General features: G+C 70.7%; 26 protein-coding genes. 12 read left to right on the top strand and 14 right to left on the bottom strand.

Annotated features, from left to right (window positions below):
• Positions 1 to 87: 87 nt before the first annotated feature.
• Positions 88 to 831, bottom strand: a complete 744-nt coding sequence (deoC, locus tag ACRQ4C_RS09130; RefSeq protein ID WP_439688457.1) for a deoxyribose-phosphate aldolase — start codon at positions 829 to 831, stop codon at positions 88 to 90.
• Between the two features lie 42 nt (positions 832 to 873).
• Between deoC and ACRQ4C_RS09135 the strand changes: the two genes are divergently transcribed.
• From ACRQ4C_RS09135 to ACRQ4C_RS09150, 4 genes are all read left to right on the top strand, one after another.
• Positions 874 to 2,406 carry an SDR family oxidoreductase gene (locus tag ACRQ4C_RS09135; RefSeq protein ID WP_439688458.1) on the top strand — a complete coding sequence of 511 codons (1,533 nt, stop codon included), beginning with the start codon at positions 874 to 876 and terminating at the stop codon, positions 2,404 to 2,406.
• Positions 2,403 to 2,987 (top strand): GDSL-type esterase/lipase family protein, encoded by a 585-nt coding sequence (locus ACRQ4C_RS09140; RefSeq protein ID WP_290131740.1) that lies wholly within the window; start codon positions 2,403 to 2,405, stop codon positions 2,985 to 2,987. The genes ACRQ4C_RS09135 and ACRQ4C_RS09140 overlap by 4 nt, the downstream gene beginning before the upstream one ends.
• 47 nt (positions 2,988 to 3,034) lie before the next feature.
• The gene (locus ACRQ4C_RS09145; protein ID WP_439688459.1) at positions 3,035 to 3,424 is read left to right on the top strand and encodes a DUF6804 family protein; all 390 of its coding nucleotides are present in this window, start codon (positions 3,035 to 3,037) and stop codon (positions 3,422 to 3,424) included.
• 169 nt (positions 3,425 to 3,593) lie between these two features.
• Positions 3,594 to 5,147 carry a stealth conserved region 3 domain-containing protein gene (locus ACRQ4C_RS09150; RefSeq protein WP_439688460.1) on the top strand — a complete coding sequence of 518 codons (1,554 nt, stop codon included), beginning with the start codon at positions 3,594 to 3,596 and terminating at the stop codon, positions 5,145 to 5,147.
• Positions 5,148 to 5,424: 277 nt separating this feature from the next.
• Here the strand turns inward: ACRQ4C_RS09150 and ACRQ4C_RS09155 are convergent, their stop codons facing one another.
• The 5 genes from ACRQ4C_RS09155 to ctaE form a co-directional block, all read right to left on the bottom strand.
• The gene (locus ACRQ4C_RS09155) at positions 5,425 to 6,384 is read right to left on the bottom strand and encodes a phosphodiesterase (protein ID WP_439688461.1); all 960 of its coding nucleotides are present in this window, start codon (positions 6,382 to 6,384) and stop codon (positions 5,425 to 5,427) included.
• Positions 6,385 to 6,553: 169 nt separating this feature from the next.
• Positions 6,554 to 8,242 carry a cytochrome bc1 complex cytochrome b subunit gene (gene qcrB / locus ACRQ4C_RS09160; RefSeq protein WP_290131736.1) on the bottom strand — a complete coding sequence of 563 codons (1,689 nt, stop codon included), beginning with the start codon at positions 8,240 to 8,242 and terminating at the stop codon, positions 6,554 to 6,556.
• On the bottom strand, positions 8,242 to 9,318 hold the full coding sequence (qcrA, locus tag ACRQ4C_RS09165) for a cytochrome bc1 complex Rieske iron-sulfur subunit (protein ID WP_290131735.1): 1,077 nt from the start codon (positions 9,316 to 9,318) through the stop codon (positions 8,242 to 8,244). The genes qcrB and qcrA overlap by 1 nt, the downstream gene beginning before the upstream one ends.
• Positions 9,319 to 9,351: 33 nt before the next feature.
• Positions 9,352 to 10,161 carry a cytochrome bc1 complex diheme cytochrome c subunit gene (gene qcrC, locus ACRQ4C_RS09170; RefSeq protein ID WP_290131734.1) on the bottom strand — a complete coding sequence of 270 codons (810 nt, stop codon included), beginning with the start codon at positions 10,159 to 10,161 and terminating at the stop codon, positions 9,352 to 9,354.
• 21 nt (positions 10,162 to 10,182) lie between these two features.
• Entirely contained in the window at positions 10,183 to 10,821 is a 639-nt protein-coding gene (ctaE, locus tag ACRQ4C_RS09175; RefSeq protein ID WP_058724425.1) for an aa3-type cytochrome oxidase subunit III, read from the bottom strand.
• Between the two features lie 70 nt (positions 10,822 to 10,891).
• On the opposite strand from ctaE, the gene trpD reads away from it, so the two are divergent.
• Positions 10,892 to 11,947 (top strand): anthranilate phosphoribosyltransferase, encoded by a 1,056-nt coding sequence (gene trpD / locus ACRQ4C_RS09180; protein ID WP_439688462.1) that lies wholly within the window; start codon positions 10,892 to 10,894, stop codon positions 11,945 to 11,947.
• A 191-nt stretch (positions 11,948 to 12,138) separates the two neighbouring features.
• On the opposite strand, the gene glpK is transcribed toward trpD, so the two are convergent.
• The gene (gene glpK, locus ACRQ4C_RS09185) at positions 12,139 to 13,650 is read right to left on the bottom strand and encodes a glycerol kinase GlpK (protein ID WP_400414148.1); all 1,512 of its coding nucleotides are present in this window, start codon (positions 13,648 to 13,650) and stop codon (positions 12,139 to 12,141) included.
• Between the two features lie 232 nt (positions 13,651 to 13,882).
• A complete protein-coding gene (locus ACRQ4C_RS09190; protein ID WP_290131731.1) occupies positions 13,883 to 14,608 on the bottom strand; it encodes an MIP/aquaporin family protein in 726 nt (241 codons plus the stop codon).
• A gap of 293 nt (positions 14,609 to 14,901) precedes the next feature.
• Between ACRQ4C_RS09190 and dhaK the strand changes: the two genes are divergently transcribed.
• Genes dhaK through dhaM form a run of 3 tightly spaced genes read left to right on the top strand, consistent with a single transcriptional unit; the run spans position 14,902 to position 17,306 of the window.
• A complete protein-coding gene (gene dhaK, locus ACRQ4C_RS09195) occupies positions 14,902 to 15,903 on the top strand; it encodes a dihydroxyacetone kinase subunit DhaK (RefSeq protein WP_439688463.1) in 1,002 nt (333 codons plus the stop codon).
• 57 nt (positions 15,904 to 15,960) lie between these two features.
• Positions 15,961 to 16,587, top strand: a complete 627-nt coding sequence (dhaL, locus tag ACRQ4C_RS09200) for a dihydroxyacetone kinase subunit DhaL (RefSeq protein WP_400414155.1) — start codon at positions 15,961 to 15,963, stop codon at positions 16,585 to 16,587.
• On the top strand, positions 16,584 to 17,306 hold the full coding sequence (gene dhaM, locus ACRQ4C_RS09205) for a dihydroxyacetone kinase phosphoryl donor subunit DhaM (RefSeq protein ID WP_290131728.1): 723 nt from the start codon (positions 16,584 to 16,586) through the stop codon (positions 17,304 to 17,306). Before dhaL ends, dhaM begins: the two co-directional genes overlap by 4 nt.
• 6 nt (positions 17,307 to 17,312) lie before the next feature.
• On the opposite strand, the gene ACRQ4C_RS09210 is transcribed toward dhaM, so the two are convergent.
• Complete coding sequence (locus tag ACRQ4C_RS09210) at positions 17,313 to 17,894, bottom strand: TetR/AcrR family transcriptional regulator C-terminal domain-containing protein (protein WP_439688464.1); 582 nt, start codon at positions 17,892 to 17,894, stop codon at positions 17,313 to 17,315.
• A gap of 57 nt (positions 17,895 to 17,951) precedes the next feature.
• Between ACRQ4C_RS09210 and ACRQ4C_RS09215 the strand changes: the two genes are divergently transcribed.
• The gene (locus tag ACRQ4C_RS09215) at positions 17,952 to 19,172 is read left to right on the top strand and encodes a beta-ketoacyl-[acyl-carrier-protein] synthase family protein (protein ID WP_439688465.1); all 1,221 of its coding nucleotides are present in this window, start codon (positions 17,952 to 17,954) and stop codon (positions 19,170 to 19,172) included.
• 162 nt (positions 19,173 to 19,334) lie between these two features.
• On the opposite strand, the gene ACRQ4C_RS09220 is transcribed toward ACRQ4C_RS09215, so the two are convergent.
• Positions 19,335 to 19,967 (bottom strand): copper resistance CopC family protein, encoded by a 633-nt coding sequence (locus tag ACRQ4C_RS09220; RefSeq protein ID WP_439688466.1) that lies wholly within the window; start codon positions 19,965 to 19,967, stop codon positions 19,335 to 19,337.
• Between the two features lie 78 nt (positions 19,968 to 20,045).
• On the opposite strand from ACRQ4C_RS09220, the gene ACRQ4C_RS09225 reads away from it, so the two are divergent.
• Positions 20,046 to 21,077: an alcohol dehydrogenase catalytic domain-containing protein gene (locus tag ACRQ4C_RS09225; RefSeq protein WP_439688467.1), complete on the top strand. Its 1,032-nt coding sequence runs from the start codon at positions 20,046 to 20,048 to the stop codon at positions 21,075 to 21,077.
• 138 nt (positions 21,078 to 21,215) lie between these two features.
• Positions 21,216 to 22,208, top strand: coding sequence for a lipid II:glycine glycyltransferase FemX (locus tag ACRQ4C_RS09230; protein ID WP_439688468.1), 993 nt, complete (start codon positions 21,216 to 21,218; stop codon positions 22,206 to 22,208).
• A gap of 12 nt (positions 22,209 to 22,220) precedes the next feature.
• On the opposite strand, the gene ACRQ4C_RS09235 is transcribed toward ACRQ4C_RS09230, so the two are convergent.
• On the bottom strand, positions 22,221 to 22,589 hold the full coding sequence (locus tag ACRQ4C_RS09235) for a VOC family protein (RefSeq protein ID WP_290131722.1): 369 nt from the start codon (positions 22,587 to 22,589) through the stop codon (positions 22,221 to 22,223).
• Positions 22,590 to 22,650: 61 nt separating this feature from the next.
• On the opposite strand from ACRQ4C_RS09235, the gene ACRQ4C_RS09240 reads away from it, so the two are divergent.
• Positions 22,651 to 23,097, top strand: a complete 447-nt coding sequence (locus tag ACRQ4C_RS09240; RefSeq protein ID WP_290131721.1) for a MarR family winged helix-turn-helix transcriptional regulator — start codon at positions 22,651 to 22,653, stop codon at positions 23,095 to 23,097.
• Positions 23,098 to 23,121: 24 nt separating this feature from the next.
• Here the strand turns inward: ACRQ4C_RS09240 and ACRQ4C_RS09245 are convergent, their stop codons facing one another.
• The 3 genes from ACRQ4C_RS09245 to ACRQ4C_RS09255 all read right to left on the bottom strand — a co-directional run bounded on the left by ACRQ4C_RS09245 (position 23,122) and on the right by ACRQ4C_RS09255 (position 26,347).
• On the bottom strand, positions 23,122 to 23,319 hold the full coding sequence (locus tag ACRQ4C_RS09245) for a hypothetical protein (protein ID WP_290131720.1): 198 nt from the start codon (positions 23,317 to 23,319) through the stop codon (positions 23,122 to 23,124).
• A gap of 100 nt (positions 23,320 to 23,419) precedes the next feature.
• On the bottom strand, positions 23,420 to 25,786 hold the full coding sequence (locus ACRQ4C_RS09250) for an ATP-binding cassette domain-containing protein (protein ID WP_439688469.1): 2,367 nt from the start codon (positions 25,784 to 25,786) through the stop codon (positions 23,420 to 23,422).
• 99 nt (positions 25,787 to 25,885) lie between these two features.
• Positions 25,886 to 26,347: an NUDIX hydrolase gene (locus ACRQ4C_RS09255; RefSeq protein WP_290131719.1), complete on the bottom strand. Its 462-nt coding sequence runs from the start codon at positions 26,345 to 26,347 to the stop codon at positions 25,886 to 25,888.
• Positions 26,348 to 26,353 lie beyond the last annotated feature (6 nt).

The following is a 26,353-nucleotide window of genomic DNA, read 5'->3' on the forward strand; positions in this document are numbered from 1 at the left end:
GCTCCGGTGCGACGGCCTGGAGGCTCGGTGCACGTCCGGTCCGCCGGCTGGCGTCCCGCAGGTGCTCGGCCCCGGCGGGGGGTGGGGTCAGTAGGACGAGGTGTCGTCGCCGAGCGACGACGCAGCGCCGGTCTCGCTGCGGTGCGCGAGTTCGTCGAGGATGCGTGCCGAGGCGCTCGTGCCGATGCGGTCAGCGCCCGCGTCGACCATCTCGAGCAGGGTGTCGAGGCCACGGACGCCGCCGGAGGCCTTCACGCCGGTGTCGGCACCGACGGTGTCGCGCATGAGGCGGATGTGCTCGGCGGTCGCGCCACCGCCGGCGAAGCCGGTCGAGGTCTTCACGAACGCGGCACCGGCGCGCTGTGCGGCGCGCGATGCGGCGACGATCTCGTCGTCGGTGAGGAACGCGGTCTCGAGGATGACCTTCACCACGGTGTCGCCCGCGGCGTCGACGACGGCACGGACGTCCTGCTCGACGCGGTCCCAGTCGCCGGACCTCGCCGCGCCGATGTTCTGCACCATGTCGAGCTCGAACGCGCCGTCGGCGAGGGCCTGCAGCGACTCGGCGACCTTGGCGGCGGTCGAGGTGGTGCCGTGCGGGAAGCCGATCACGGTGCCGACGCCGACCCCGGTGCCGGTCAGGCGCTCGACGGCGTGCGCGACGTCGCTCGGCCGGACGCACACGCTGAACACGCGGTACGCGGCGGCCTCGTCGAGCTGGGCGTCGACGTCGGAGCGGGTGAGCTCGGGCTTCAGGATCGCGTGGTCGATGAGGGCCCGGACCGCGTCCGCGTCGAGGTGGCCGGGGGTGGGGATGGCTGCGTTGTCCACCCGGCAAGCCTACCCGGAGGCGACGCGCGTACCGTGCCCCACATGCACGTCCTCGTCACCGGCGCCACCGGGTACATCGGCGGTCGCCTCGTCCCCAGACTCCTCGAAGCCGGTCACACCGTGCGGGTCTTCGTGCGGACGCCCCGGAAGCTGCAGGACGTCCCCTGGCACGACGACGTCGAGATCGTGGAGGGTGACCTCGCGGACGCCCGTGCGGTCCGGTCCGCCGTCGAGGGCATCGAGGCGGTCTACTACCTCGCACACGCGATGGGAGCCGCCGGCGACTTCGAGCGCGCCGAGACGCAGGCGGCCGGCACGATGGCGCACGAGGCCCGGGTGGCCGGGGTCCGGCGCTTCGTCTACCTCGGCGGCCTGCACCCCGACGGTGAGCTGTCGAAGCACCTCCGGAGCCGGAAGGAGGTCGGCGACGTCCTGCTCCGTTCGGGCGTCCCGACGATCGCCTACCAGGCGGGCGTCGTGATCGGTTCGGGGAGCACGTCGTTCGAGATGATCCGCCACGTGACCGACGTGCTGCCGTGGATGCCCGCGCCGAAGTGGGTCCGGAACCACATCCAGCCGATCGCGATCCGCGACGTCCTCTACTACCTCGTCAAGGCGCTCGAGATCCCAGCCGACGTCAACCGCACGTTCGACATCGGCGGCCCGGACGTGCTCCGCTACGGCCAGATGCTCAACGGGTACGCGGTGGAGGCCAAGCTGCCACAGCGCGCGATCGCCTCGCTGCCGGTGCTCACCCCCGGGCTCGCCGCGCACTGGTTCAACATCGTGACGCCGATCCCGCGGAAGCTCGCGCGTCCGATCATCGAGTCGCTGCAGTTCGAGTGCGTGCAACGCGAGCACGACATCGACGAGTACGTCCCGCACCCCTCCGGCGGACTGACCCCCTACCGGCGGGCGGTCCGGCTGGCCCTGACCCGCATGCGCACCGGCGAGGTCGAGACGAGCTGGCGGAACGCGACACTCGCCGCGACCCCGGCCGACCCACTGCCGAGCGACCCGGACTGGGCCGGGCACACCGTGTACGTCGACGACCGGGAGCGGCACACCGACGCGTCGGCCGCCGACGTCTGGCGCGTGGTCGAGTCGATCGGCGGGGAGAACGGCTGGTACTCGTTCCCGCTCGCCTGGGTCGCCCGGGGGTGGATGGACAAGATCGCCGGCGGGGTCGGACTGAGCCGCGGTCGACGTGACCCGCAGCGGCTCGAGCAGGGCGACGCGCTGGACTGGTGGCGCGTCGAACGCCTCGACCGAGGGCGCTACCTCCGACTCCGCGCCGAGTTCAAGTCGCCCGGCCGGGCCTGGTTGGAGATGACCGTGACGCCGTCGCCCTCCGGCGGCAGCGACTACCGACAACGTGCGATCTACTTCCCCCAGGGACTGTCCGGACGCCTGTACTGGTACTCGATCCTGCCGTTCCACGGGGTGATCTTCCCCGGCATGGTCGAGCGGATCACCGCCGCAGCCGAGCGGGAGTCGCACAACACCGACTCGACCTCCCGCAACCGCACCCACCAGAATGGCAGTGCTGACACGTCGCACGAGGAGGCAGCATGACCGAGGACCGACCCACCGTCCTGTTCCTGGGGGACAGCATCACCGAGGCAGGGGACTGGGAGAACCGGCTGCCGTCGGAGCGCACGCTGAACCTCGGCGTCGGCGGCGACACCACCGACGGGGTGCTCGCGCGGCTCGACGAAGTGGTGGCCGCCGAGCCCGAGGTCATCGTCCTGCTCATCGGCACGAACGACTTCGGCAACCACCGCGCGAGCGTCGAGCACGTCGTCCGCAACGTCGAGACGATCCTCGTCACCCTGCGCCGCGAGCTGCCCGGTGTCCGGCTGCTCCTCGTGTCGGTGCTGCCCCGGCAGGCCGAGTACCGCGCCAAGATCGAGGAGGCCAACCGGCACCTCCGCCAGTTCGTCGCGACCTGCCACGCGCAGTACCTGGACGCCTGGCCCGCGCTGGCCGACGGCGACCACCTCGCCGACCGCTACTCCGACGACGGCCTGCACCTCAACGACGAGGGCTACCGGGCGTACCTCGACGAGCTCGAACCGGCGCTCGAGCGCGTCCGGGACCTCCCGCCGATGTCCCGTCCGTTCCGGGCGATCGACCTCGACGGCGCGTCCGCCTGATGGCCTCGCGGAGGGGGCGACCCGCGATCGGGTCGTCCCAGCAGGGCGTGCCCGCGAGGCCGACGCCGCGAGCACCGCAGCGCGCCGCTGAGGGAGGCCGCCAGCTGCCGCCCTACACCCGTCCCGCACTCGCGCCGTCGTTGCTCGCCGCCGTCGTGCTGCTCGCGTGCGTCGCGATCATCGACGCCTCGGCGTTCGTGTTCGCCCGGTGGGGCGTCACGGTCCTCGCCCTGATCATCCTCGTGTTCGCCGTGCGCGGGCGCTCCTGGTGGGCAGCGGCCCTCATGGCCGCGGTCGCGGTGTGCTGGAACCCGCTGGTCGTCGTGACGATCCCCGGGCAGGTGTGGGCCGCGCTCCAGATCGTCGCCGCGGCGCTCTTCGTCGTGGTCGGGCTCGCCGTGAAGGTGCCCCGCGAGACGGACGCGGTCGGGAGCTGACCCGACCGCGCCGCGCGTGCCGTGCGCGACGTGGCGGGCGTGCGTCGTGACTCCCGGCCGGTCTCGACGCCAGCCGGTGTCGGGGGTGACGCGCGAACCCCTCGCCCGCACGGACGGTAGGATCAGTCAGTCGGGTGCAGGACCCGACCGATCGACCCGAAGGGCATGGATGAGCGACGAGACCGAGCCGGTGACCGAGAGTCCACTGCTGACCCCTCGCCCGTCGTCCGGCGGTCTCGACCGGCCCGACGTCGTCGTGCGGAAGGGTCGTCTGACGCTCGTCAACGGCCACCTGACGCCCCAGCAGTCCATGATCGAGGACCTGCTGTTCCTCGACGACGCCCTCACCGCCGGCGACGTCGACCACCTGCTCATCCGCGGCAACGACCAGCGGCCGGTGATCGCCGTCGACGAGCGCGACCGGCAGCGTGCCGAGAGCGCGGTCATGGCGGCCGCCGCGAACGAGCCGTTCTACGCGAAGCCGCCGAAGCGACCCGCCGTGCTCGTCCTCGACGACGGCCTCGGGGCACCGGACGAACCCGTCCTGCGCCTGTTCCGCCCGCGGGTCGAGCCGATCGGGCGGCTGCGCTACGGCGCCGAGACGAGCGTGCAGCTCGAGTTCTGGCGCGTCACCGACACCGAGGTCCTCGCCCCCGTCGAGAACGCCCTGATGCGTCGCAGCCTGCCGATCGAGGAGTTCGTGCTCGTCGACATCGACCGGTACGGCCGCACGTGGCGCACCGTCGAGCACATGTTCGACGACCACGTGTCGGACATCCGCTTCCCGATCGACATCGTGTTCTCGTGGGTCGACGGGAACGCGGTCGAGTACCAGCGCGCACGGCAGGCCGCACAGGCGAACGCGGTCCTGGGGGAGGGCGACGACGCTCCCGCCCGGTTCCGGCAGATCGACGAGCTGAAGTACGCGCTCCGATCGGTGCACACGTTCGCGCCGTGGATCCGGCAGATCTACATCGCGACGGACTCGCCGGCGCCGAAGTGGCTCGCCGACCACCCGAAGGTCCGGATCGTCCGCAGCGAGGAGTTCTTCGCCGACCCGTCGGTGCTGCCCACGCACAACTCCCAGGCCGTCGAGTCGCAGCTGCACCACATCCCCGGCATCAGCGAGCACTTCATCTACTCGAACGACGACATGTTCTTCGGGCGCCTCGCGGACCCGTCGGTGTTCTTCAGCCCAGGCTCCGTGACGAAGTTCATCGTCGCGGACACCCGCATCGGCCTCGGCTCCAACAACCCTGCTCGGAGCGGGTTCGAGAACTCCGCCCGGGTCAACCGACGCCTGCTGCAGCAACGGTTCGGCGCGGTGACGACCCGGCACCTCGAGCACGCGCCGACCCCGCTCCGGTCGTCGATCATGACCGAGATGGAGCACGAGTTCGCGGACGAGTTCCGGGCCACTGCGGCGTCGCGGTTCCGTGCGGCGGACAACATCTCCGTGACGAACTCGTTGTACCACTACTACGCGCTGCTCACGGGGCGGGCGATCATCCAGGAGAACGCGTCGGTGCGCTACGTCGACACGACGATGCAGTCCGGGTTGAAGATGCTGGACGACCTGCTCAAGAAGCGGAACGTCGACTTCTTCTGCCTCAACGACGGGAGCTTCCCGGAGGTCAGCGACGAGGAGCGGACCGAGCGCGTCACGGACTTCCTCGAGAAGTACTTCCCGTTCCCGGCGCCGTGGGAGCGCGCCGGCGCTTAGGACGCGCCAGCGTCCTGCCGGTGCGCTCCGGGGGAGCCTGCGAGCCCGGCGCCGAAAACCAGCCACGCGCTCCGGGGGAGCCTGCGAGCCCGGCGCCGAAAACCAGCCACGCGCTCCGGGCGAGCCTGCGAGCCCGGCGCCGAGAGCCGGCCACGTGCGCTCCGGGCGTCGCGCTCCCGGGCGTCGCGCTCCGGGCCTGCCTCACGAAACGCGCCCGTCCCGACGCCGCACGTGTCGATCGACACGCGGGACGTCGGAACGCGCGCGTTCCGTGGGTCTACGGGTGGACGGGGGAGAGCGGCACCGAGTCGAGCGTGAAGACGGGGATGCTCGACGTCACCGGTGCCGGCTCGACCGCAGGAGCGATGCGGACACCCGCGGCGGCGAGTCGGGCCTCCGTCTCGACCGCGGACACCGGCTCGCCGACGGTCGAGTAGTGCCCGATCGGCACGACCGAGTGCACGACGTTCCGGCCGTACACGTGGACGAGGTTGAACGACTGTGCGCCGTCGCGACCCCGGGTGCCGGCCTGGTACTCCATGAGGTCCTGCGTGTAGCAGGTCGCGCTCGCCACCGAGACGGGGATCCCCGCGAATACCGCACTGGTGGAGTAGTGCAGGTGCCCGGCGATGATGCCGATCACGTCGCTGCCCTCGACGACCTCGGCGAGTGACGCCTGGTCGCGGAGTTCCACGAGCACGGCCAGGTCTTGGACGCTCGGGACGGGCGGGTGGTGCATGGCGAGGATGGTGCCGTGCGGTGCGGCCTCGGAGAGGACCTCGGCGAGCCAGTCGAGCTGCTCGGGGGAGACCTCGCCGTGGTGGTGTCCGGGCACGCTCGTGTCGAGGGTGATGACGCGCAGACCGTTGACGTCGTAGACGAAGTCGACGGGACGGTCGGTCGGCTGGATGCCGAAGAGTTCCTGGCGGAAGGCGCCGCGCTCGTCGTGGTTGCCCATCGCCCAGATGAGCTGCGCGCCGATGCGGGCGGCGGCGGGCTCGAGGAGTTCGCGCACGCGGGCGTAGGCACCGGGCTCGCCCTTGTCCGCGACGTCGCCGGTCACGACGATCGCCTCGGGCTGAGCACCCGAGGCTTCGATGTCGGCGATGATCTCGGCCAGCCGTGCGGCGGGGTCGACATCCCCGTAGAGCGGGCCGTCACCGCCGACGAGGTGTGTGTCACTGAGGTGGAGGAGGAAGTGGTTCGGCCTGGGGTGTTCGGCCGTCCGGCTGTCCATCGGTTTCTCGTTCCGTTGACGGGTGCGTGGTGCAACACGCTGCCACACCATTCTGAACCGTCGGTGAACCCGAGACGGTGTTTTCGAATCCAGAGGAACGAACGAGCCCCCCGACCACGAAGTGGACGAGGGGCTCGTTCGTTCTTGCCGAGGAGTGTTCTTGCTCCTGCTAGTGGTTCCCGGCACCGACGGCAGCAGCGGGGTGCTCGCCCTCGGTCAGCTCCGGGCCGTGGTGCGCGGCGTGCGCAGCCTCGAGCTCGGCCTTCGACACCGGGGCGATGCGGTCCTCGAAGAAGAACCGCGACACGCTCGCGCGGGCCTTCTGCAGCCCCGTGATGCGACCCCGGGCGTCCGGGCGGACCATGAGCGGCTTGTACTCGTTGAACTGCAGCAGGCGCCAGCGCTCGTACTCGTCGAGGGGCTCGTGCACCTCGATGTACTCGCCGTGGGGGAGACGGACGATGCGTCCGGACTCGTACCCGTGGAGGACGATCTCGCGGTCCTTCTTCTGGAGGGCGAGGCACACGCGCTTCGTGATCCAGAAGGCGACGAACGGGCCGAGGACCGTCATGGCCTGGATCACGTGGATCACGTGGTCGATCGACACCAGGAAGTGGGTCGCGATGATGTCCGACGACGCAGCGGCCCAGAGGCTCGCGTAGAGCGTGATGCCGGCCGCACCGAGACCCGTGCGGGTCGGGGCGTTGCGCGGACGGTCGAGGATGTGGTGCTCGCGCTTGTCGCCCGTGACCCACGCCTCGACGAACGGGTAGATGAACATCGCCACGATGAGCGCCATGAGCACGGCGATCGGCACGAGGATGTTGAACGACACCGTGTAGCCGAACCAGACGACCTCCCAGTGCGGCGGCACCAGACGGAGCGCACCGTCGGCGAACCCGATGTACCAGTCGGGCTGGGTACCGGCGGACACCGGGGACGGGTCGTACGGGCCGTAGTTCCAGATCGGGTTGATCGTGAACAGCGACGCGATGAGGGCGAGGATGCCCGCGACGATGAAGAAGAACCCACCGGCCTTCGCGGCGAACGCCGGGAGGATCGGGACGCCCACGACGTTGTCGTTGGTCTTGCCCGGGCCGGCGAACTGCGTGTGCTTGTTGATGACGACGAGCACGAGGTGGACACCGAGCACCGCGACGAGGATCGCGGGGAGCAGCAGGATGTGCAGCGTGTACAGACGACCAACGATGTCGGTGCCGGGGAACTCGCCACCGAACAGCAGGTAGGCGATCCAGACGCCGATCACCGGGACGCCCTCGATCATGCCGACGATGATGCGGAGACCGTTGCCGGAGAGCAGGTCGTCGGGGAGCGAGTAGCCGGTGAAGCCCTCGGCCATGGCGAGCACCCAGAGGACGAAGCCGAAGACCCAGTTGAGCTCACGCGGCTTGCGGAACGCGCCGGTGAAGAAGACGCGGGCCATGTGCAGCATCACCGAGGCGATGAACAGCAGGGCAGCCCAGTGGTGGATCTGTCGGACGAACAGACCACCGCGGATGTCGAACGAGATGTTCAGCGTCGACTGCAGCGCGGTCGACATCTCGACGCCCTTCAGCGGGACGTACGCGCCGTGGTACACGACCTCGGCCATCGATGCCTGGAAGAAGAACGTCAGGAACGTCCCCGAGAGCAGGATGACGACGAAGCTGTACAGCGCGACCTCGCCGAGCATGAAGCTCCAGTGGTCGGGGAAGATCTTGCGACCGACCTCCTTCACCAGGCCCGAGATGCTCGTGCGCTCGTCGATGTAGTTGGCAGCGGCCCCGATGATGCGGGAACCGCGCTCCGGCGCCGGCTTGGTGGCCGACGTCGTCGCGGGACGGGTGGTTGTGCTCATCAGCGCTCACGCTCCCAGAAGGACGGTCCGACGGGCTCGTGGAAGTCGCTCTGCGCCACCAGGTAGCCGTCGTCGTCGATCGCGATCGGAAGTTGGGGGAGGGGACGTGCAGCCGGTCCGAAGATGACCTCGCAGTTGTTCGCGACGTCGAAGGTCGACTGGTGGCACGGGCAGAGCAGGTGGTGCGTCTGCTGTTCGTACAGGGCGACCGGGCATCCGACGTGGGTGCAGATCTTCGAGTACGCGACGATGCCGTCGTAGCCCCAGTTCTCCTGGCCCTTGGCGGGGTTGAGGTCGTTGGGGTCGAGGCGCATGAGGAGGACGGCGGCCTTGGCCTTCTCCTCCAGCATGTCCTCCTTGTCGAGCATGCCGTCCGGGATGACGTGGAACACCGAACCGATGGTCACGTCGGACGCCTTGATCGGGAGACCCGTGGGGTCCTTCGTCAGGCGCGTGCCCTTCGCCCACATGGTGTGGCGGAGGAGTTCGTTGGGGTCGGCCGCGGGCGCGAGGTCACGCACGAGGACGATGCCCGGGAGCGGGAACGCGGCCAGCGCGCCGATCATCGAGTTGCGGATCAGCTTGCGACGGCTGAACCCGGACTCCTTGTCGGCGAGCTGGAATGCCTCGACCGCCTTGGCACGGGTCGCGTCGGTACCGCGGGTGCTGTGGCGCATCTCGGTGATCTCGCGGTCGACCACGAGGGACTTCGACCAGTACACGGCACCGAGGCCGAGTGCGAGGAGCGCGAGGGTGATCGACAGACCGAGCCAGAGGTTGGCCAGCCGGACCGTGCTGAAGTCGTCTTCCTTGATCGGGAAGGCGACGTACGCCGCGATCGCGAGGACACTGCCCACGATCGAGAGGTAGAAGAACGTCGCGACCTGGCGCTCGGCCAGCCGCTGCTTCTTCGGGTCGACGTCGGTGCGACGCGCGCGGTGCGGCGGCTCGCCCGGGTTCTCGAACGGGTCCGCGGGCACGACCGCGGTGCCGGCCGAGGCGGTGGTGCCGTGTGTCGTGCCGTGCTTCTCGACAGCCGAGGACGAGTTCAGTGCCTCGTCGTCGTGCTCTGCCATGGTGTTCCCTTCAGTGTCGTTCGACACGGACGATCAGTTGGACTTCGCGGTCAGCCAGACCGTCATCGCGACGACGGCGCCGAGTCCGAAGATCCAGATGAACAGACCCTCTGCCACCGGCCCGATGGAGCCGAGCGCGAAACCGCCGGGCGACTTGTTGTCCTGCACGTACTTGAGGTACGAGATGACGTCGGCCTTCTGCTGCGGGGTCAGGTTCAGGTCGTTGAAGACCGGCATGTTCTGCGGGCCGGTGAGCATGGCCTCGTAGATGTGCTTGCCGGAGACGTCCTGGAGGTTCGGGGCGTACTTGCCCTCGGTCAGCGCACCGCCGGCACCGGCCACGTTGTGGCACATGGCGCAGTTGATGCGGAAGAGCTCGGCACCCTCGGCGGCGTCGCCCTTGCCGTCCGTGAGGTCGCTCGACGGGACGGCGGGGCCGGGGGCGAGGGACGCGACGTACTGCGCGAGCGCATCGACCTGCTCGTCGGTGAACTGCGCCGGCTTCTCCTCGGCCTGGGGGCCGGAGGCGGCCATCGGCATGCGGCCGGTGCCGACCTGGAAGTCGACGGAGGCAGCACCGACACCGATGAGGGACGGACCCTCGCCGGTGCCCTGGGCGTTCAGACCGTGGCAGGTGGCACAGTTCGAGGCGAAGAGCTTCTCGCCCTCGTTGACCTTCGACTGGGTGGACGCGGCCGAGACGGTGCTCGTGCTGTCGTCAGCGTTCGCCGTGGAGCTGAACAGCGCGTACGCACCGCCGGTCGTCATCAGGCCGACGACGATGAGCGAGACGGTCGCCAGGGGAGACCGGCGGCCCTTCTTGGACTTGGTTCTGTTGAACATGCTGTGGGGGCTATCCAGTTCCTACTTGAGAAGGTAGATGACGGCGAAGAGGCCGATCCAGACGACGTCGACGAAGTGCCAGTAGTACGACACGACGATCGCGGTGGTCGCTTCCTTGTGACCGAAGTTCTTGGCGGCGAACCCGCGACCGAGGGTCAGCAGGAACGCGATGAGGCCACCCGTGACGTGGAGGCCGTGGAAGCCGGTCGTCATGTAGAAGGCCGAGCCGTAGGCGCTGGAGGAGAGCGTGACGCCCTCGTGCCAGAGGTTGGCGTACTCGAAGATCTGACCGCAGACGAAGATCGCGCCCATGCAGTACGTGACGAAGAACCACTCGGTCATGCCCCAGTGGCGCGGGTTCCAGCTCGTGCGGTGCACCTGGAAGCGCTCGGCGGCGAAGACCGCGAACTGGCAGGCGAAGCTCGACAGCACCAGGATGATCGTGTTCACCGACGCGAACGGCACCTCGAGCTTGGCGGTCTCGGTGGCCCAGAGCTCGGGCGAGGTGCTGCGGAGCGTGAAGTAGATCGCGAACAGGCCGGCGAAGAACATGACCTCGCTGCCCAGCCACACGATCGTCCCCACGGCCACGGCGTTCGGCCTGTTGAGGACCGGTGCGGTGGCAGATCTGGAGAGAGGGGTGCTAGTCACAGACTCCATTATGGCCGAAACCACCGACAGTGTTTTCGCAGCCAACTGGTGGGTCGCTCGAATTCACTACGATCGGACCATGCACGACCAACTCACGTGGCCCTCGGTGATCAGCGCGCTCATGGCGCGCCAGGACCTGTCGATCAGGCAGTCCACATGGGCCATGGAGGAGATCGTGCAGGGACGTGCGACGTCCGCCCAGATCGCGGCGTTCGCCGTGGCACTCCGTGCCAAGGGCGAGACCGTGGACGAGGTGGTCGGCTTCCGTGACGCGATCCTCGACGCCGCTGTCCCGCTGGACGTCGACCCGATGGCGCTCGACATCGTCGGGACCGGCGGGGACGTCGTCGGGACGGTCAACGTCTCCACGATGGCCGCGATCGTGATCGCCGCGGCCGGCGTGCCCGTGGTCAAGCACGGCAACCGCGCGAGCTCCTCGAAGTCGGGGTCGAGCGACGTGCTCGCCGCGCTCGGACTCGACCTCACGATGGACGCCGCGCGTGTTGCGGACACCTTCCAGCGTGTCGGGCTCACCTTCGCCTTCGCGAGCGCCTTCCACCCCGGGTTCGCGCACGCCGGTCCGGTCCGCCGTGAGATCGGCGTGCCGACCGTCTTCAACTTCCTCGGGCCGCTCGTCAACCCGGCACGCTGCGAGGCCAACGCGGTGGGCGTGGCGCAGCTCGAACTCGTCCCGATCATCACGGGCGTGTTCCAGACCCGCGGCGCGACGGCGCTCGTGTTCCGCGGCGACGACGGACTCGACGAGCTCACCACCACCGGGCACAGCCACATCTGGGAGGTCACCGGCGGCCGGATCATCGAGCACGACCTCGACCCGCGCGACCTCGGCATCGCCCGCGCCCGGACCGAGGACCTGCTCGGCGGCGACCCGGAGCACAACGCGGCGGTGGTGCACCGTGTCCTCGCAGGGGAGACCGGACCGGTCCGCGACATCGTGCTGCTCAACGCGGCGGCGGGACTCGTGTCCTTCCGGCTCGCGGAGGACCCGGCGCAGGCCGACCGTGCGATCCTCCAGCGCTTCCGCGAGCAACTCGCCGTCGCGGCCGAGGCGATCGACTCGGGCGCCGCGGCCCGCAAGCTCGCCGACTGGGTCGGCACCGCACCCGCCGCCTGACGGCGACGAACCACGGAACCGACGTGGAACCAGGCGTGGGGCCTGGTTCCACGTCGGTTCCGTGGTGCAAGGGGAGGCGAGAGGGGGTCGGACACCGGCGCAGCGCCCCGCGACCACCGCAACGGCCTGGAGGCGCGGTGCCGGTCCGTCGGACCCGCACCGCGCCTCCAGGCGGTCACGTCAGCAGCGGACTACTGGACGTCCTCGTCGACCCAGTCGAAGGTCTTCGTGACGGCCTTCTTCCAGAGGCGGAGCTGGCGGTCGCGCTCGGCGTCGTCGAGCTGCGGCTCCCAGCGCTGGTCCTCCTGCCAGTTGGCGCGGAGCTCGTCGAGGTTCGCCCAGAAGCCGACGGCGAGACCGGCGGCGTAGGCCGCACCGAGCGCCGTGGTCTCCGCGACGACCGGTCGGACGACCGGCACGTTGAGGATGTCGGCCTGGAACTGCATGAGCTCGTTGTTCGCGGTCATGCCGCCGTCGACCTTGAGCTCGGTGAGGTCCACACCGGAGTCGGCGTTCACCGCGTCGAGGACCTCGCGGGTCTGCAGCGCCGTCGCCTCGAGTGCGGCACGGGCGATGTGGCCCTTGTTGACGTAGCGCGTGAGGCCGACGATGGCGCCGCGGGCGTCCGGACGCCAGTACGGCGCGAAGAGGCCGGAGAACGCCGGGACGAAGTAGACGCCGCCGTTGTCCTCGACGGTCTTGGCGAGGGCCTCGACCTCCGGGGCGCTGCCGATGAGTCCGAGGTTGTCGCGGAGCCACTGGATGAGCGATCCGGTGACGGCGATCGAACCCTCGAGGGCGTAGTGGGTCTCCTGGTCGCCGAGCTTGTAGCCGACGGTGGTGAGGAGGCCGTTCTCGGACCGGACGATCTCGGTACCGGTGTTGAAGATGAGGAAGTTGCCGGTGCCGTAGGTGTTCTTCGACTCGCCCTGGTCGAACGCCGCCTGGCCGAAGGTCGCGGCCTGCTGGTCGCCGAGGATGCCGGCGATCGGGACCTCGCGGAGGAGGTTCGACGACTCGACGTGGCCGTAGACCTCGGACGAGCTGACGATCTCGGGGAGCATCGACTTCGGCACGCCGAAGTCGGCGAGGATGTCGTCGCGCCACTCGAGCGTCTCGAGGTCCATGAACAGGGTGCGCGACGCGTTCGTGACGTCCGTCTTGTGGACGCCGCCGTCGACGCCACCGGTGAGGTTCCAGAGGACCCAGGTGTCGGTCGTGCCGAAGAGGAGGTCGCCCGCCTCGGCCTTCTCGCGGGCGCCGTCGACGTTGTCGAGGATCCAGACGATCTTGGTGCCCGCGAAGTAGGTGGCGAGGGGGAGGCCGACGACCGACTTGTAGCGGTCGGTGTCACCGTCGGCGAGCTTGTCGACGATGGCCTGGGTGCGGGTGTCCTGCCAGACGATCGCGTTGTAGACCGGCTTGCCGGTGTTCTTGTCCCAGACCACCGCGGTCTCGCGCTGGTTGGTGATGCCGACGGCGGCGACGTCGTGCCGCGTGATGTCGGCGCGGGAGAGCGCCTGGCCGATGACCTCGCGGGTGTTGTCCCAGATCTCGGCCGGGTCGTGCTCGACCCATCCGGCGCGCGGGAAGATCTGCTCGTGCTCCTTCTGTCCGACGGACACGATGGAACCGGAGTGGTCGAACACGATCGCTCGGGTCGAGGTGGTGCCCTGGTCGATGGCGACGATGTAGTCGGCCATTGGTGCTCCTTACGGGTGTCGGTGTCACGGTCGGCTGCGGTGCCGACCGGGCTTCGTGCTGCCCGGGCCGGCTGCTGTGCCGGTCGGGCGGGGTGCCCGGCCGGCTGCTGCGCCGGTCGGACGGGGTGCCCGGGTCAGCAGTGCGCTGGCGGGCGAGGGCCGCCGGCGGCTGGGCCGGCAGGCGGGGTGCCGTGGTCGACGACGGTGTCGGCGTCGACCACGGCCGAGGGGTCTAGGAGACGATCGGGAGCAGGAACGTCGATGCGCCGGCAGCGAGAGCGCCACCGATGAGCGGGCCGACGACCGGCACCCACGCGTAGGACCAGTCGGACGAGCCCTTGCCCTTGATCGGGAGGAAGGCGTGCGCGATGCGCGGGCCGAGGTCACGGGCCGGGTTGATGGCGTAGCCGGTCGGGCCACCGAGCGAGACACCGATCGCGATCACCAGGAAGGCCACGGGGACTGCGCCGAGCTCCTTGGGGGTGCCACCGTTGGTGAACGCGAGGACGACGAACACGAGGACGAACGTGCCGATGATCTCGGTGACGACGTTCCAGGCGTAGCTGCGGATCGCCGGGCCGGTCGAGAAGACGCCGAGCTTGGCGGCCGGGTCCGGCTCCTCGTCGAAGTGCTGCTTGTAGGCGAGCCAGACGATGACCGCACCGATGATGGCGCCGATGAGCTGCGCGAGCCAGTAGAGGAACATCTCGCCGACGGTGATCTTGCCGAGCAGGGCGAGACCGAGGCTCACCGCGGGGTTGAGCTGGCCGCCCGAGCTGTACGACACGGTGACGCCGGCGAAGACCGCGAAGCCCCAACCGATCGTGACCATGAGGAAGCCCGCGCCGAAGCCCTTGGACTTCGTGAGGGACACGGCGGCGACGACACCGCCACCGAGGATGATGAGCATCGCCGTGCCGACGAGCTCGGAGAGGAAATTGACGCCGATGCCGTCCATCGGTGACCTCCAGTGCGTGAGGGTTGGGGGTCCGGTGGTGCGGGTCCGGCACTCCCCGTTGAGTGATTGGGGCGAGCATACTGACGCGGATCGCGGCTCCGCGACGGAATCGCGAGCGATCCGCGAGAAAGTGCACGAACGTGCATCGGGGGTGCGAGATCGCGCGTTCGGAGCGGCTTCCCCGCCGCGATCCTGGTGCACGAACGTGCACGGAGCGCGAACGGGCGGCCGCTGTAGGGTGAACCCGTCACCGTCCAGGTGCGCCCGTCACCGTCGACGAAGGAGTTCCGCGCATGAAGAAGCTCATCAACGACCCGCACGCCGTGGTCGACGAGACCGTCCGCGGGTTCGCCCGGGCACACGCCGGGCACGTGGTGCTGGTCGAGGACCCGATCCACCTGCGCCGCGCCGATGCACCCGTCTCCGGCAAGGTCGGCATCGTGAGCGGTGGCGGCAGCGGACACGAGCCCCTGCACGCCGGGTTCGTCGGGCACGGGATGCTCGACGCCGCCGTCCCGGGGCCGGTGTTCACGAGCCCGACGCCGGACCCGATCGTCGCCGCGACCAAAGCGGTCGACGGGGGAGCGGGGGTGCTCCACATCGTGAAGAACTACACCGGGGACGTCCTCAACTTCGAGACCGCCGCTGAACTCGCGGCGATGGACGACGTCCGCGTCGAGTCGGTCGTGGTCGACGACGACGTCGCGGTGCAGGACTCCCTGTACACCGCCGGCCGTCGGGGCGTCGCGGGCACGGTGGTCGTCGAGAAGTGCGCGGGCGCGGCGGCCGAGCGCGGGGACGACCTCGACGCCGTCGCCGCGGTCGCTCGCCACGTGAACGAGGTCACCCGGTCGATGGGCCTCGCGCTCTCGTCGGGCACGGTGCCGCACGCCGGCGAGCCCTCCTTCACCCTGGCCGACGACGAGGTCGAACTCGGCATCGGCATCCACGGCGAGCCCGGGCGGGAGCGGATCGCGATGGCCCCGGCAGACGAGCTCGTCGACCGTGTCCTCGAACCGATCCTCACCGACCTCGAGGCTCCTTCGGGGTCGAAGCTGCTCCTCCTCGTGAACGGCATGGGCGGCACGCCGCAGTCGGAGCTCTACATCGCCTACCGACGCGCCGAGGAGGTCCTCTCCGACCGCGGCTACGAGGTCACGCGTAGTTTGGTCGGCAACTACGTCACGTCCCTCGAGATGCAGGGCTTCTCGTTGACCGTCACCGTGCTCGACGACGAACTCACCGCGCTCTGGGACGCCCCGGTGGAGACCCCGGCCCTGCGCTGGGGTCGCTGACCCACCGGACCACGATCCCGGCCCGGACCACGGGCCGGCCGCAGAAGGGACACCGCATTGGCGCTCGACACCGCATGGGCCATCGACTGGGTGCGTCGCTCGGCAGCGACGATCGACGACCACCGCGCCGAGCTCGTGACGCTCGACCGCGAGATCGGCGACGGGGACCACGGCGAGAACCTCGACCGCGGGTTCCGCGCCGTCGTCGAGGCGATCGACGCCGGGTCGTTCGACACCCCGGGTTCGGTCTTCAAGACGGTCGCGACCAAGCTCATCTCCACCGTCGGCGGCGCCGCCGGTCCCCTGTTCGGCACGGCGTACCTCAAGGCCGCACAAGCCGCCGGTGACGCGGAGGTGCTCGACGCGTCGGCGCTCGTGGCCGTGCTGACCGCGGCGCGTGACGGTGTCGTCTCGCGGGGCAAGGCCGAGGTGGGCGACAAGACGATGGTGGACGCGTGGACGCCGGCAGTGGACGCCGCCGCATCGGCCGCCGAGGCCGGAGCGGCCCCGGAGCAGGTGCTCGCCGCCGCTGCGGACGCCGCCGCGACCGGTGCCGAGTCGACGGACGCCCTCGTCGCCCGCAAGGGACGCGCGAGCTACCTCGGTGAGCGCGCCGTGGGTCACCGCGACCCCGGCGCGCAGTCGACGGTCTACCTCCTGCGCGCCGCGGTGGACGCCGCGTGACCGTCGGCATCCTCGTCGTCTCGCACAGCGCGGCCGTGGCCTCCGGGACCGTCGAGCTGGCCCGGCAGATGGCGGCGGACGTCCGGCTCGTGGCCGCAGGCGGCACCGACGACGGCGGCATCGGCACCTCGTTCGAGGCCATCACCGCGGGGCTCGAGGAGCTCCGGGACACCGACGGGGTCGTCGTGCTGTGCGACCTCGGCTCGGCCTACCTGACGACCGACACGGCGCTCGACTTCCTCGACGACGACGACCGAGCACGGGTCCACGTCTCGCAGGCGCCGCTCGTCGAGGGCACGGTCGCAGCGGCCGTCGCCGCGCAGACCGGCGGCGACGTCGCGGCGGTCCTCGCCGCAGCCGCCAGCGCCGCCGGACCGAGCACGGCGGAGCTGCCTGGAGGCACGACACCCGACAGCGCGTCGGCACCCGTCGACGGGTCGGTCGGCTCCAGCCCCGAGGACGCCGCCGTCGCGTCGGCCTCGGTCGAGCTCCGCAACGAGAGCGGACTCCACGCCCGCCCGGCGGCGGAGTTCGTGAAGACCGCCGCGCGGTTCGACGCACGGGTGCGTGTGAACGGCGTCGACGCGAAGAGCCTCCTCGCGATCATGGCGCTCGCGCTGCCGAAGGGCGCGACGATCGGCATCGAGGCCTCGGGGGACGACGCGCAGGACGCCGTCGACGCACTGGTCGGGCTCGTGCAGTCCGGCTTCGGGGAGTGACGGGGCTCAGGGAGCGTCGGCCGGCCCCGCGCTGATCGACAGCGTCGCGGCGAGGTCGACGTCCTCGGGGCCACCCGTCCCACCGGCCGCACGGAGGAGGGCCGCTCCGAACGCCGCGCTCCAGAACGTCCTGACGTCGCGGTGGAGCGAGCGGCTGGCCCACCCGCGGTCGGCGGCGACCCGTGCGAGGTAGCGCTCGGACTGTCGGAAGAGCAGACCGAGCAGGTGCGCGCTGCGCTCCCGCCCGCCGACCCCGAGTGCGGCCACGACGAGGGGGAGCGACGGCATCGCCAGCGTCGTGCGCGCCAGGAGGGTCCGGAACGCACCGGGGGAGCCGACCCGCCGTCCCGCTGCCTGCATCCGGCTCGTGTCGCGGAGGAAGAGCGTGAACGCGGCGTCGAGGACGAGGCGGTCCTTCGAGCCGAAGTGGTGCGTGATCTGGTTGGGGTAGACGCCCGCTGCCCGGGCGATGCCGCTCACCGTCACGTCGGTCGACCCTCCCGCGGCGAGGAGCCCCGCCGTCGCAGCGATGATCCGTGCACGGGTCGCCGACCCCCGCGCGGTCGTGCCGTCACCCTCGGTTGCCATGCCGGAATTGTACGTGGTACAACTCAACTTGTTCAACGTACAAGCAGGAGGTTCCGCGTGGACATCGTCATCACCGGGTACGGCAGCGTCACCCCGTTCGGCCACGGCGTCGACGTGCTCTGGGACGCGCTCGTCGCTGGTCGCTCCGGGGTGCACGTCCTCGGCCGCAGCGGCGACCTGTGGGACCGGGTGCCGATCCGGGTCGGGGCGGACGCCGCACTCGACGCCGACACCGCCCTCGGTCGCGTGCGTGCCGCCCGCCTCGACCGCAGCCAGCAGCTCGCATTCGTCGCAGCGCACGAGGCGTGGGCGGACGCCGGAGCGCCCGGCGTCGAAGGCGACCGGCTCGCGGTGGTCGTCGGGACGGGCATCGGGGGAGTGGAGACACTCCTCGACGCCCACGACGTGCTCGGGGACGCCGGCGCCCGACGGGTGTCGCCGCGCGCGGTCCCGATGCTCATGGCGAACGGAGCTGCCGCGCAGATCAGCATCGAACTCGGCGCGCGAGCCGGCGCGTACACGACGGTGTCCGCGTGCGCCTCCGGGGCCGAGGCGCTCGTCACCGCGGCGCGGCTCATCGCCACCGGAGAGGCCGACGTCGTCGTGGCCGGCGGTACCGAAGCTGCGGTCACCCCGGTGACGATGGCGTCGTTCGCGCAGTCGCAGGCCCTCGCGAAGCCGGGCGAGGACGACCCGGCGACGCTCTCCCGCCCGTTCGACGCGGACCGCCGCGGCTTCGTGCTCGGCGAGGGAGCGGGCATCGTCGTGCTCGAACGTGCCGACCACGCCCGGGCACGAGCCGCGCACGTACGGGGACGCCTGGCCGGATGGGCGATCACCTCGGACGCGCACCACATCACGGCGCCGCTCGCCGACGGCAGCGAGCAGGAGCGTGCCATGCGTTCGGCGATCCGGATGGCCGGTGTCGCGCCGCGTGACATCGACCACGTCAACGCCCACGCGACGAGCACGCCGGTCGGAGATGTGGGGGAGGCCGCTGCCATCGCCCGGGCGGTCGGCACGGGCGCGGCGGTGTCGGCCCCGAAGAGTGCGATCGGTCACCTCTTCGGCGCTGCTGGAGCCGTCGAGTCGATCCTCGCCCTCCGCGCCGTCGAGACCGGTGTCGTCCCGCCGACCCTGAACCTCGACCGGCTCGACCCCGCGATCGACCTCGACGTGGTGTCGGGCGCGGCGCGGCGCACCCCGGTGCGCGCGGCGCTCAACAACTCGTTCGGGTTCGGCGGTCAGAACGCGTCACTCGTGTTCACGGCTGCGTGACCGCCCGCGCGACCGACGAGGCGGCGGCGATCCGTGCCTCCAGGCCGGGTGGGGAGCCGGCGTGCCGGCGACCGCTGGTACCCGCTCAGGCCGCCGCGCCGCCGGCCGGGGTGTCGTCGTCCCGCGCGGCCGGGCGAGCGGGACGACGCCGGACGACGGCGCTCAGGCCGCCGCGCCGCCGGCCGGGGTGTCGTCGTCCCGCGCGGCCGGGCGAGCGGGACGACGCCGGATGACGGCGGCGACCACCGCAGCTGCTGCCGCCAGGAGCGCGACCGCACCGATCACCCAGACGGCGACCGACGAGTGGCCGGCGTGGGTCGTCGCACTGGCGGGTCCGGCCGTGGCCGTCGCGATCGGTCCGGCAGTCGCGGACGTGGACGGTGCGGGCGACCCGGTCGGGGCGGCGCTCGGGGTCGTCCAGGCGACGCCCGAGGCAGTGAACCCGTACTCGCCCGTGATCGGGTGACCATCGGGTGACACGTACCGCCAGACGACCCGGTAGGGCCCGTCGGCCAGCGTCACGGCCTTCGACATCGCGGTGCCGGCCACCTCGACGGAGCCCGAGGACACGTCTCGGTCCGATCCGTCGCGGACCTCGATCCGCAGACCGGCGTCGAGGCCGGCAAGCGGCGCCTCGGAGAAGGTCAGGGTGACGCGGTCGAGCGGAACGCTCACCGTCGAGTCGGCCGCGGGGTCGCTCGAGACAAGGGCGGAGTGCGCCGACACCGGGGCCGCTCCTGCGGTGAAGGACGCCGCCAGGAGCAGCACGAGTGCGAAGGCCGACCATGAACGCATGCACAGGAGCCTACGGGCGTGCACCGACGGCCGCTGACGGGTCAGCCCGCGGCGTCGCCCGTCTGCCAGGATGAGCGGGTGCGAGCTGTGCAGTACTCCGACTTCCGTTCCGTGCCGACCGTCGTCGAACTCCCGGAGCCCGTGCTGCCGCCGCACGGTGTCCTCGTCCGGGTTCGGGCCACCGGGGTCTGTCGGAGCGACTGGCACGCCTGGACCGGCCACGACGACTCGGTGTCGTTGCCGCACGTCCCCGGCCACGAGTTCGCCGGCGAGGTCGCGGCGGTCGGCGCCGACGTCCGTCGTACAGCCGTGGGGGACCGCGTCACCGCGCCGTTCGTCTTCGCGTGCGGCGAGTGCGAGCAGTGCCTCGCCGGGGCCACGCAGGTGTGCACGGCGCAGCAGCAGCCCGGGTTCGACCTGCCGGGGTCGTACGCGGAACTCGTCATGGTGCCGCACGCCGACCTGAACGTCGTGACGCTGCCGGACGCGGTCGGGTTCGCCGAGGCCGCGAGCCTGGGGTGCCGGTTCGGTACCGCCTACCACGCCCTGCACACCCGAGGGCGGGTGACGGCAGGGGAGTGGGTGTCGGTGTTCGGCTGCGGAGGCGTCGGTCTCTCCACGGTGCAGGTGGCGGTGGCGGCCGGTGCACGGGTCGTGGCGTCCGACATATCAGCGCAGGCGCTCGGGCGTGCTGCGGAGCTCGGCGCCGAGACCGTCCTCATGGACGACGATGCGGTCGACCGGATCCGCGAGCTGACCGGTGGCGGTGCGCACGTCTCCGTCGACGCGTTCGGGAGCCGTGCGACGTCGGTCGCCGCCGTCGGGACCCTGCGCCCTCGGGGCCGGCACGTCCAGGTCGGGCTGCTGCTCGGGGACGAGGCGACCCCGGCGATCCCGATGGGCCGGGTGATCGGCGACGAGCTCGAGCTGCTCGGGAGCCACGGCATCGCAGTGTCCGAGTACGCAGCGATGCTCGAGGACGTCGTTGCCGGCCGGCTGCGTCCTGCGGACTCGATCGGACGCACGATCGCGTTCGAGGAACTGCCCGGGGCGATCCTGGCGATGGACCGTCCGGCCGCGGGACCGGGGATGGTCGGGGCCACGTGGTGACGGCGGCGCCGCCACCTGAGTTGACATAATATGCATTATCGGCGTATAGAGCTGGGGTCCGGAACTGCGTGACGGCGGCTTGCCGCAGAGTTCTCGCACTCGCCGATCCCGCCGCCTCGAGGTGCCTAGGCTCCTGGCGTGGGTACGACGATGTGGTTCCGGTCAGCTCGTGATGCACTCGAGTGGGATGCGCTCGTCTCGGCGCACCCCGGAGCGACCGGCTTCCACGACTGGGCCTGGCTCACGCTGCAGGCCGAGTGCTTCGACTGGCGCTTCGACCCGCTGGTGGTGACGTCCGACGGCGTACCGGTCGGCGTGTTCCCGGTCCTGCTGCACCGCGGTGTGCTCGCGCGAGCCGTGTTGCCGCCGTTCCCGTTCGTCGGCCCCCTGGTGCCCGACCACATGTTGGTGGCCGTCATGCGGGCCTTCCGGCGGTGGCAGCTCCGGCACGGCGTCCTCGTGGCGCGGTACGACCTCGGGCCGGGCGCGGCGACCGATCCCGGCGCCGCGGTCGCCCGCGCCGGGGTCACCGGGCTGCCGGACAGGACGTTCGTGGTGGACCTCGTCGGCTCCTCGCCCGAGCGACTCGTGCACGCCATGAAGAACGGCGCTCGTCAGTCGCTCCGGCGGGCCGAGCGCAAGGGCGTCGTGATCCGGCCGTCGGAGCCCGGTGAGGTGACCGAGTTCCTCCCCCGCGTCCTCAGCGAGTCGTACTCGAGTCGCGGGGTCCCGTCGCCGTACCCGGAGGACATCGGCGCCCGGGTCGAGCGCTACGCCGCCGCTCGCGACGACGTGTACACCGCCACCGCACTCGTCGACGGGACGATCGCCGGCGTGATCGTGGTCTTCACCGGGCACCCCGTCGTGACGGGTTGGGCCGGCGGGACCCTGCGGGCGTTCCGCGCGGTCAACCCGAGCACCGCGCTCTACCACGACGTGCTGCAGCACGCGCTCCACACCGGGCACACCGCGGTCGACCTCGTCGGGGAGGTCGACGAGGGGATCAGCCGCTTCAAGATGTCCCTCGGTGCGGTCGAGCGGCCGTTCACGACGGTCGTGTCGTCTCCCCTGCCACCGAGCGTCCGGACGGGAGCACTCGCTCTCCGTCGGCGCGTCACGGTCCACGGCTGATCAGCACCCACATCACGCGCGGTCGTGCAGCGTGACCTGGTAGCCGTCCAGGTCGGCGAAGGTGAACGTGCGACCGAAGGGGCCGTCGAACGGCGCCGTCACGATGCGGTGCCCGTCCGCGACGAGTGCGTCGTGGATGTCCTGCACGCCGTCGGCGTGGAACCAGGCGGCAATGCCGATGCCGGGCTGCGGAACGGCATCCAGATCCGTACCCGGGACGACGTCGCGCAGTGCGAACGCGATCGGGGTCGTCGTGAAGACCACCGCGTGCGGCGGACCCGCCGGCGACCGGACGAGTCCGAGGTACTGCTCGTAGAACGCCTGCGCAGCGTCGAGGTCGCGGACCTGGAAGGAGATGAAGTCGGGGCCCGTCACGGCCATGGTGGTGTCCTCTGCTCGGTGTGTCAGTTTCCTGACACTGACTCTATGTCAGACTACTGACATGAGTCAAGACTCCCCCGGCATCGACCTCGAGACATCGCTCGGGTACCTCCTCAAGGAGGCGTCGAGTGCGTTGCGGACCGCGATGGAGGACGTCCTCCGGCCCCTGGGCATGAACGTGACCCATTACTCGTGTCTCGAACTGCTCGCGCAGCGGCCGGGCATGTCGAACTCGGATCTCGCTCGTGGGGCGTTCGTCACCCGGCAGACCATGAACGTGCTGCTCCAGGCGCTCGAGCGCGACGGTGCCGTAGCGCGGACGCCGGACGCTGCTGCCGGGCGGGTGGTGCCGGTCACGCTCACCGCGGCGGGACGAGCCGACCTCGCCCGTGCCACGGCGGCCGTCCGCGGTGTCGAGGACCGGATGCTCACGGGCATGGACGATTCCGAACGCGCGGCGGCGCGGCGGGCGCTGCGGTCGATGGTCACCGCGCTGCGGACGGGCTGAGGGGTCCAGCCGAGCGCGCTGCGGTCACTCCCCCGTCGGTGCGCTGTCGTCCGCGGCGCCCTCGGTGGTGTCGTCACCCTCGGTCGGGACGTCTTCGGCGTCGATCTCGAGCGCGGCGTCCTCGCGGCCGGACTCCTCGAGGAACTGCTCGTCGGTGTCGGGCTGCTCGGGGGTCGCGGCTGCGGTGGTCTCTTCAGCGGGGTCAGGCTGGCTGTACGTCATGCGCTGGACCGTACGCGCGCGTCGCTGAGTGCGACGGCCGACTGCGCAACTGTCTTGTAGCGGTCCGAGCGGAGCGGCTCCCCGTCGGCCGCGCCACCCGTCAGGTGCCCACGAAGTCCGCCAGGTGCTGCGCCGTCAGCGTCGAGCGACCGGACACGAGCTCCTCTGGCGTGCTCTCGAACACCACGCGCCCGCCGTCGTGTCCCGCACCGGGGCCGAGGTCGATGATCCAGTCGGCGTGTGCCATGACGGCCTGGTGGTGTTCGATGACGACCACCGTGTGCCCTGCGTCCACCATCCGGTCGAGGAGGCCGAGCAGCCCCGCGACGTCGGCGAGGTGCAGCCCCGTGGTCGGCTCGTCGAGCACGATCACGTTGCCGGGTTCCCCGAGGTGCACGGCGAGCTTGAGCCGCTGGCGTTCCCCGCCCGACAGGGTCGTGAGCGGCTGCCCGATCGTGAGGTAGCCGAGTCCGACGTCGACGAGTCGCCCGAGGACTGCGTGCGCCGCCGGGATGCGTGCGTCGCCCTCCGCGAAGAACCCCTCGGCCTCGGACACCGACATCGCCAGCACCTCGCTGATGTCCTTGCCGCCGAGGTGGTACGCCAGCACCGACTGGTCGAAGCGCTTGCCGCCGCACTCGGCGCACGTGCTCGAGATGCCGGCCATCATGCCGAGGTCCGTGTAGACGACCCCGGCACCGTTGCACGCCGGACAGGCGCCCTCCGAGTTGGCGCTGAACAGCGCGGGTTTCACGCCGTTCGCCTTCGCGAATGCCTTCCGGATCGGCTCGAGGAGTCCCGTGTACGTCGCGGGGTTGCTCCGTCGGGAACCACGGATGGCGGCCTGGTCGATGGTGACGACGCCGTCCCGGTGCGACAGGGCGCCGTGGATCAGCGAGCTCTTGCCGGATCCCGCGACGCCCGTCACGACGGTCAGGACGCCGGTGGGGACGTCGACGTCGACGTCCTGCAGGTTGTGCACCGACGCGCCCCGGATCTCGAGGGCGCCGGTGGGTGTCCGGACGTCGGTGCGGAGCGCCTGCCGGTCGCCGAGGTGCCGACCGGTCACCGTGTCGCTCGCACGCAGTTCGTCGACCGTGCCCTCGAAGCAGACCCGACCACCGTCGGATCCGGCACCGGGCCCGAGGTCGACCACGTGGTCCGCGATCCGGATGACCTCGGGCTTGTGTTCGACGACCAGCACCGTGTTGCCCTTGTCGCGGAGGCGCAGGAGGAGTTCGTTCATCCGCTCGACGTCGTGCGGGTGCAGCCCCGTGCTCGGCTCGTCGAACACGTAGGTGACGTCGCTCAGCGCCGAACCGAGGTGCTTCACCATCTTCACCCGCTGCCCCTCTCCCCCGGAGAGCGTGCCGGTCGGACGGTCGAGCGACAGGTAGCCGAGCCCGATCTCGACGAACGAGTCGACGGCGTCCCGGAGTCCGTCGAGCAACGGGCCGACACTCGGCGCATCGAGCGCTCGGAGCCAGGCCGCGAGGTCGCTGATCTGCATGGCGCAGACGTCGGCGATGTTCTGCCCGTCGATCCGGGAGGACCGGGCGGTGTCGTTGAGTCGGGTCCCGTCACACGCGGGACAGGTCGTGAACGTCACCGCTCGGTCGACGAAGGCGCGGATGTGCGGCTGCATCGCCTCACGGTCCTTCTGCAGGAAGGAGCGGCGGACTCGCGGCACCAGCCCCTCGTACGTCATGTTGATGCCGGCGATCTTCCGCTTCGTCGGCTCGCGGTACAGGAAGTCCTGCCGTTCCTGCTCGGTGAAGTCGCGGATGGGCTTCGTCTTGTCGACGTACCCGGACTCGGCGAACATGCGGAGGTTCCACCCGTCGGTGCCGTAACCGGGGATCGTGATCGCGCCGGCCGCGAGGGACTTCGTGTCGTCGAAGAGCTGCGCGAGCTCGATGTCGGTCACCAGTCCGCGGCCCTCGCAGTCGGCGCACATGCCACCGAGCCGGTTGTAGGTGACGCGCTCGGCCTTGACGTTCGTGCCCTTCTGGACGGTGATCGCTCCCCCGGCCGACACCGTCGCGAGGTTGAAGGAGAACGCGTTCGGGCCGCCGACGTGCGGTTGGCCGAGGCGACTGAAGAGCACCCGCAGCATCGCGTTCGCGTCCGTGACCGTCCCGACGGTGGAGCGCGGGTCCGCCCCGATGCGCTCCTGGTCGACGACGATCGCGGTCGTCAGCCCGTCGAGCACGTCGACGTCGGGGCGACCGAGCGACGGCATGAAGCCCTGCACGAACGCGCTGTACGTCTCGTTGATCATCCGCTGCGACTCGGCCGCGACCGTGCCGAAGACGAGCGAGCTCTTGCCCGATCCGGACACACCGGTGAACACCGTCAGTCGGCGCTTCGGCAGGTCGACGTCGACGTCCTGCAGGTTGTGCTCGCGCGCCCCGCGGACGCGGATGCGGTCGTGCTGGTCGGCAGCGTGTCCGGAACCGGTATGCATGTACATCACCGTACCGCGCAGAGAGTCGGGACCGACACCCCTGTGGACGGGACGGTCGTGGCGGACGCGAGTCGCGCCTCCAGGCCGCTGCGGAGCAGGTCAGCCGCGCGACCGCGCTGCTCGACGGACCAGGTCGGGGAGCTCCGCCGGTTCGAACGGCTCCTCGGTCGCCGCGAGCTCGTCGACGGTCCACCAGCGCGACGCCGTGATGTCGACGCGTTCGTCGTCGGTCCAGCCACTGTCGTCGAGTCGGAAGCCGTCCGTGTGCACGACGTAGAACTCGGCGTGGCCGCGATCGTGGTCGGCCTCGTCCCAGGTCACGTCGAAGTCCTGCGACCACACGCTCTCGCCGGGGTCGGCGATGACGATGCCGGTCTCCTCGCGGAGCTCGCGGACGGCCGCGTCACGGTGCGACTCCCCCGGGTCCACCCCACCGCCCGGTGTGATCCAGCGGTGGAAGCCGTCGGAGGACGGGGCACGGGTGTCCATCAGGAACACCCGGCCGTCCGGGTCCAACAGGAGGATGCGGGAGGTGCGGCGCAGGCCGGGCTTCGCGGTCACCCGGTC

This window comes from Curtobacterium sp. SP.BCp (assembly GCF_051903255.1).
GTDB lineage: Bacteria > Actinomycetota > Actinomycetes > Actinomycetales > Microbacteriaceae > Curtobacterium.

Bases quoted from the DNA above. Each gene is read 5' to 3' on its own strand.
- ACRQ4C_RS09135 (WP_439688458.1), top strand. From the start codon at position 874: ATGCACGTCCTCGTCACCGGCGCCACCGGGTACATCGGCGGTCGCCTC.
- ACRQ4C_RS09140 (WP_290131740.1), top strand. From the start codon at position 2,403: ATGACCGAGGACCGACCCACCGTCCTGTTCCTGGGGGACAGCATCACC.
- ACRQ4C_RS09150 (WP_439688460.1), top strand. From the start codon at position 3,594: ATGAGCGACGAGACCGAGCCGGTGACCGAGAGTCCACTGCTGACCCCT.
- ACRQ4C_RS09155 (WP_439688461.1), bottom strand. From the start codon at position 6,384: ATGGACAGCCGGACGGCCGAACACCCCAGGCCGAACCACTTCCTCCTC.
- qcrB (WP_290131736.1), bottom strand. From the start codon at position 8,242: ATGAGCACAACCACCCGTCCCGCGACGACGTCGGCCACCAAGCCGGCG.
- qcrA (WP_290131735.1), bottom strand. From the start codon at position 9,318: ATGGCAGAGCACGACGACGAGGCACTGAACTCGTCCTCGGCTGTCGAG.
- qcrC (WP_290131734.1), bottom strand. From the start codon at position 10,161: ATGTTCAACAGAACCAAGTCCAAGAAGGGCCGCCGGTCTCCCCTGGCG.
- ctaE (WP_058724425.1), bottom strand. From the start codon at position 10,821: ATGGAGTCTGTGACTAGCACCCCTCTCTCCAGATCTGCCACCGCACCG.
- trpD (WP_439688462.1), top strand. From the start codon at position 10,892: ATGCACGACCAACTCACGTGGCCCTCGGTGATCAGCGCGCTCATGGCG.
- glpK (WP_400414148.1), bottom strand. From the start codon at position 13,650: ATGGCCGACTACATCGTCGCCATCGACCAGGGCACCACCTCGACCCGA.
- ACRQ4C_RS09190 (WP_290131731.1), bottom strand. From the start codon at position 14,608: ATGGACGGCATCGGCGTCAATTTCCTCTCCGAGCTCGTCGGCACGGCG.
- dhaK (WP_439688463.1), top strand. From the start codon at position 14,902: ATGAAGAAGCTCATCAACGACCCGCACGCCGTGGTCGACGAGACCGTC.
- ACRQ4C_RS09210 (WP_439688464.1), bottom strand. From the start codon at position 17,894: ATGGCAACCGAGGGTGACGGCACGACCGCGCGGGGGTCGGCGACCCGT.
- ACRQ4C_RS09220 (WP_439688466.1), bottom strand. From the start codon at position 19,967: ATGCGTTCATGGTCGGCCTTCGCACTCGTGCTGCTCCTGGCGGCGTCC.
- ACRQ4C_RS09235 (WP_290131722.1), bottom strand. From the start codon at position 22,589: ATGGCCGTGACGGGCCCCGACTTCATCTCCTTCCAGGTCCGCGACCTC.
- ACRQ4C_RS09240 (WP_290131721.1), top strand. From the start codon at position 22,651: ATGAGTCAAGACTCCCCCGGCATCGACCTCGAGACATCGCTCGGGTAC.
- ACRQ4C_RS09245 (WP_290131720.1), bottom strand. From the start codon at position 23,319: ATGACGTACAGCCAGCCTGACCCCGCTGAAGAGACCACCGCAGCCGCG.
- ACRQ4C_RS09250 (WP_439688469.1), bottom strand. From the start codon at position 25,786: ATGCATACCGGTTCCGGACACGCTGCCGACCAGCACGACCGCATCCGC.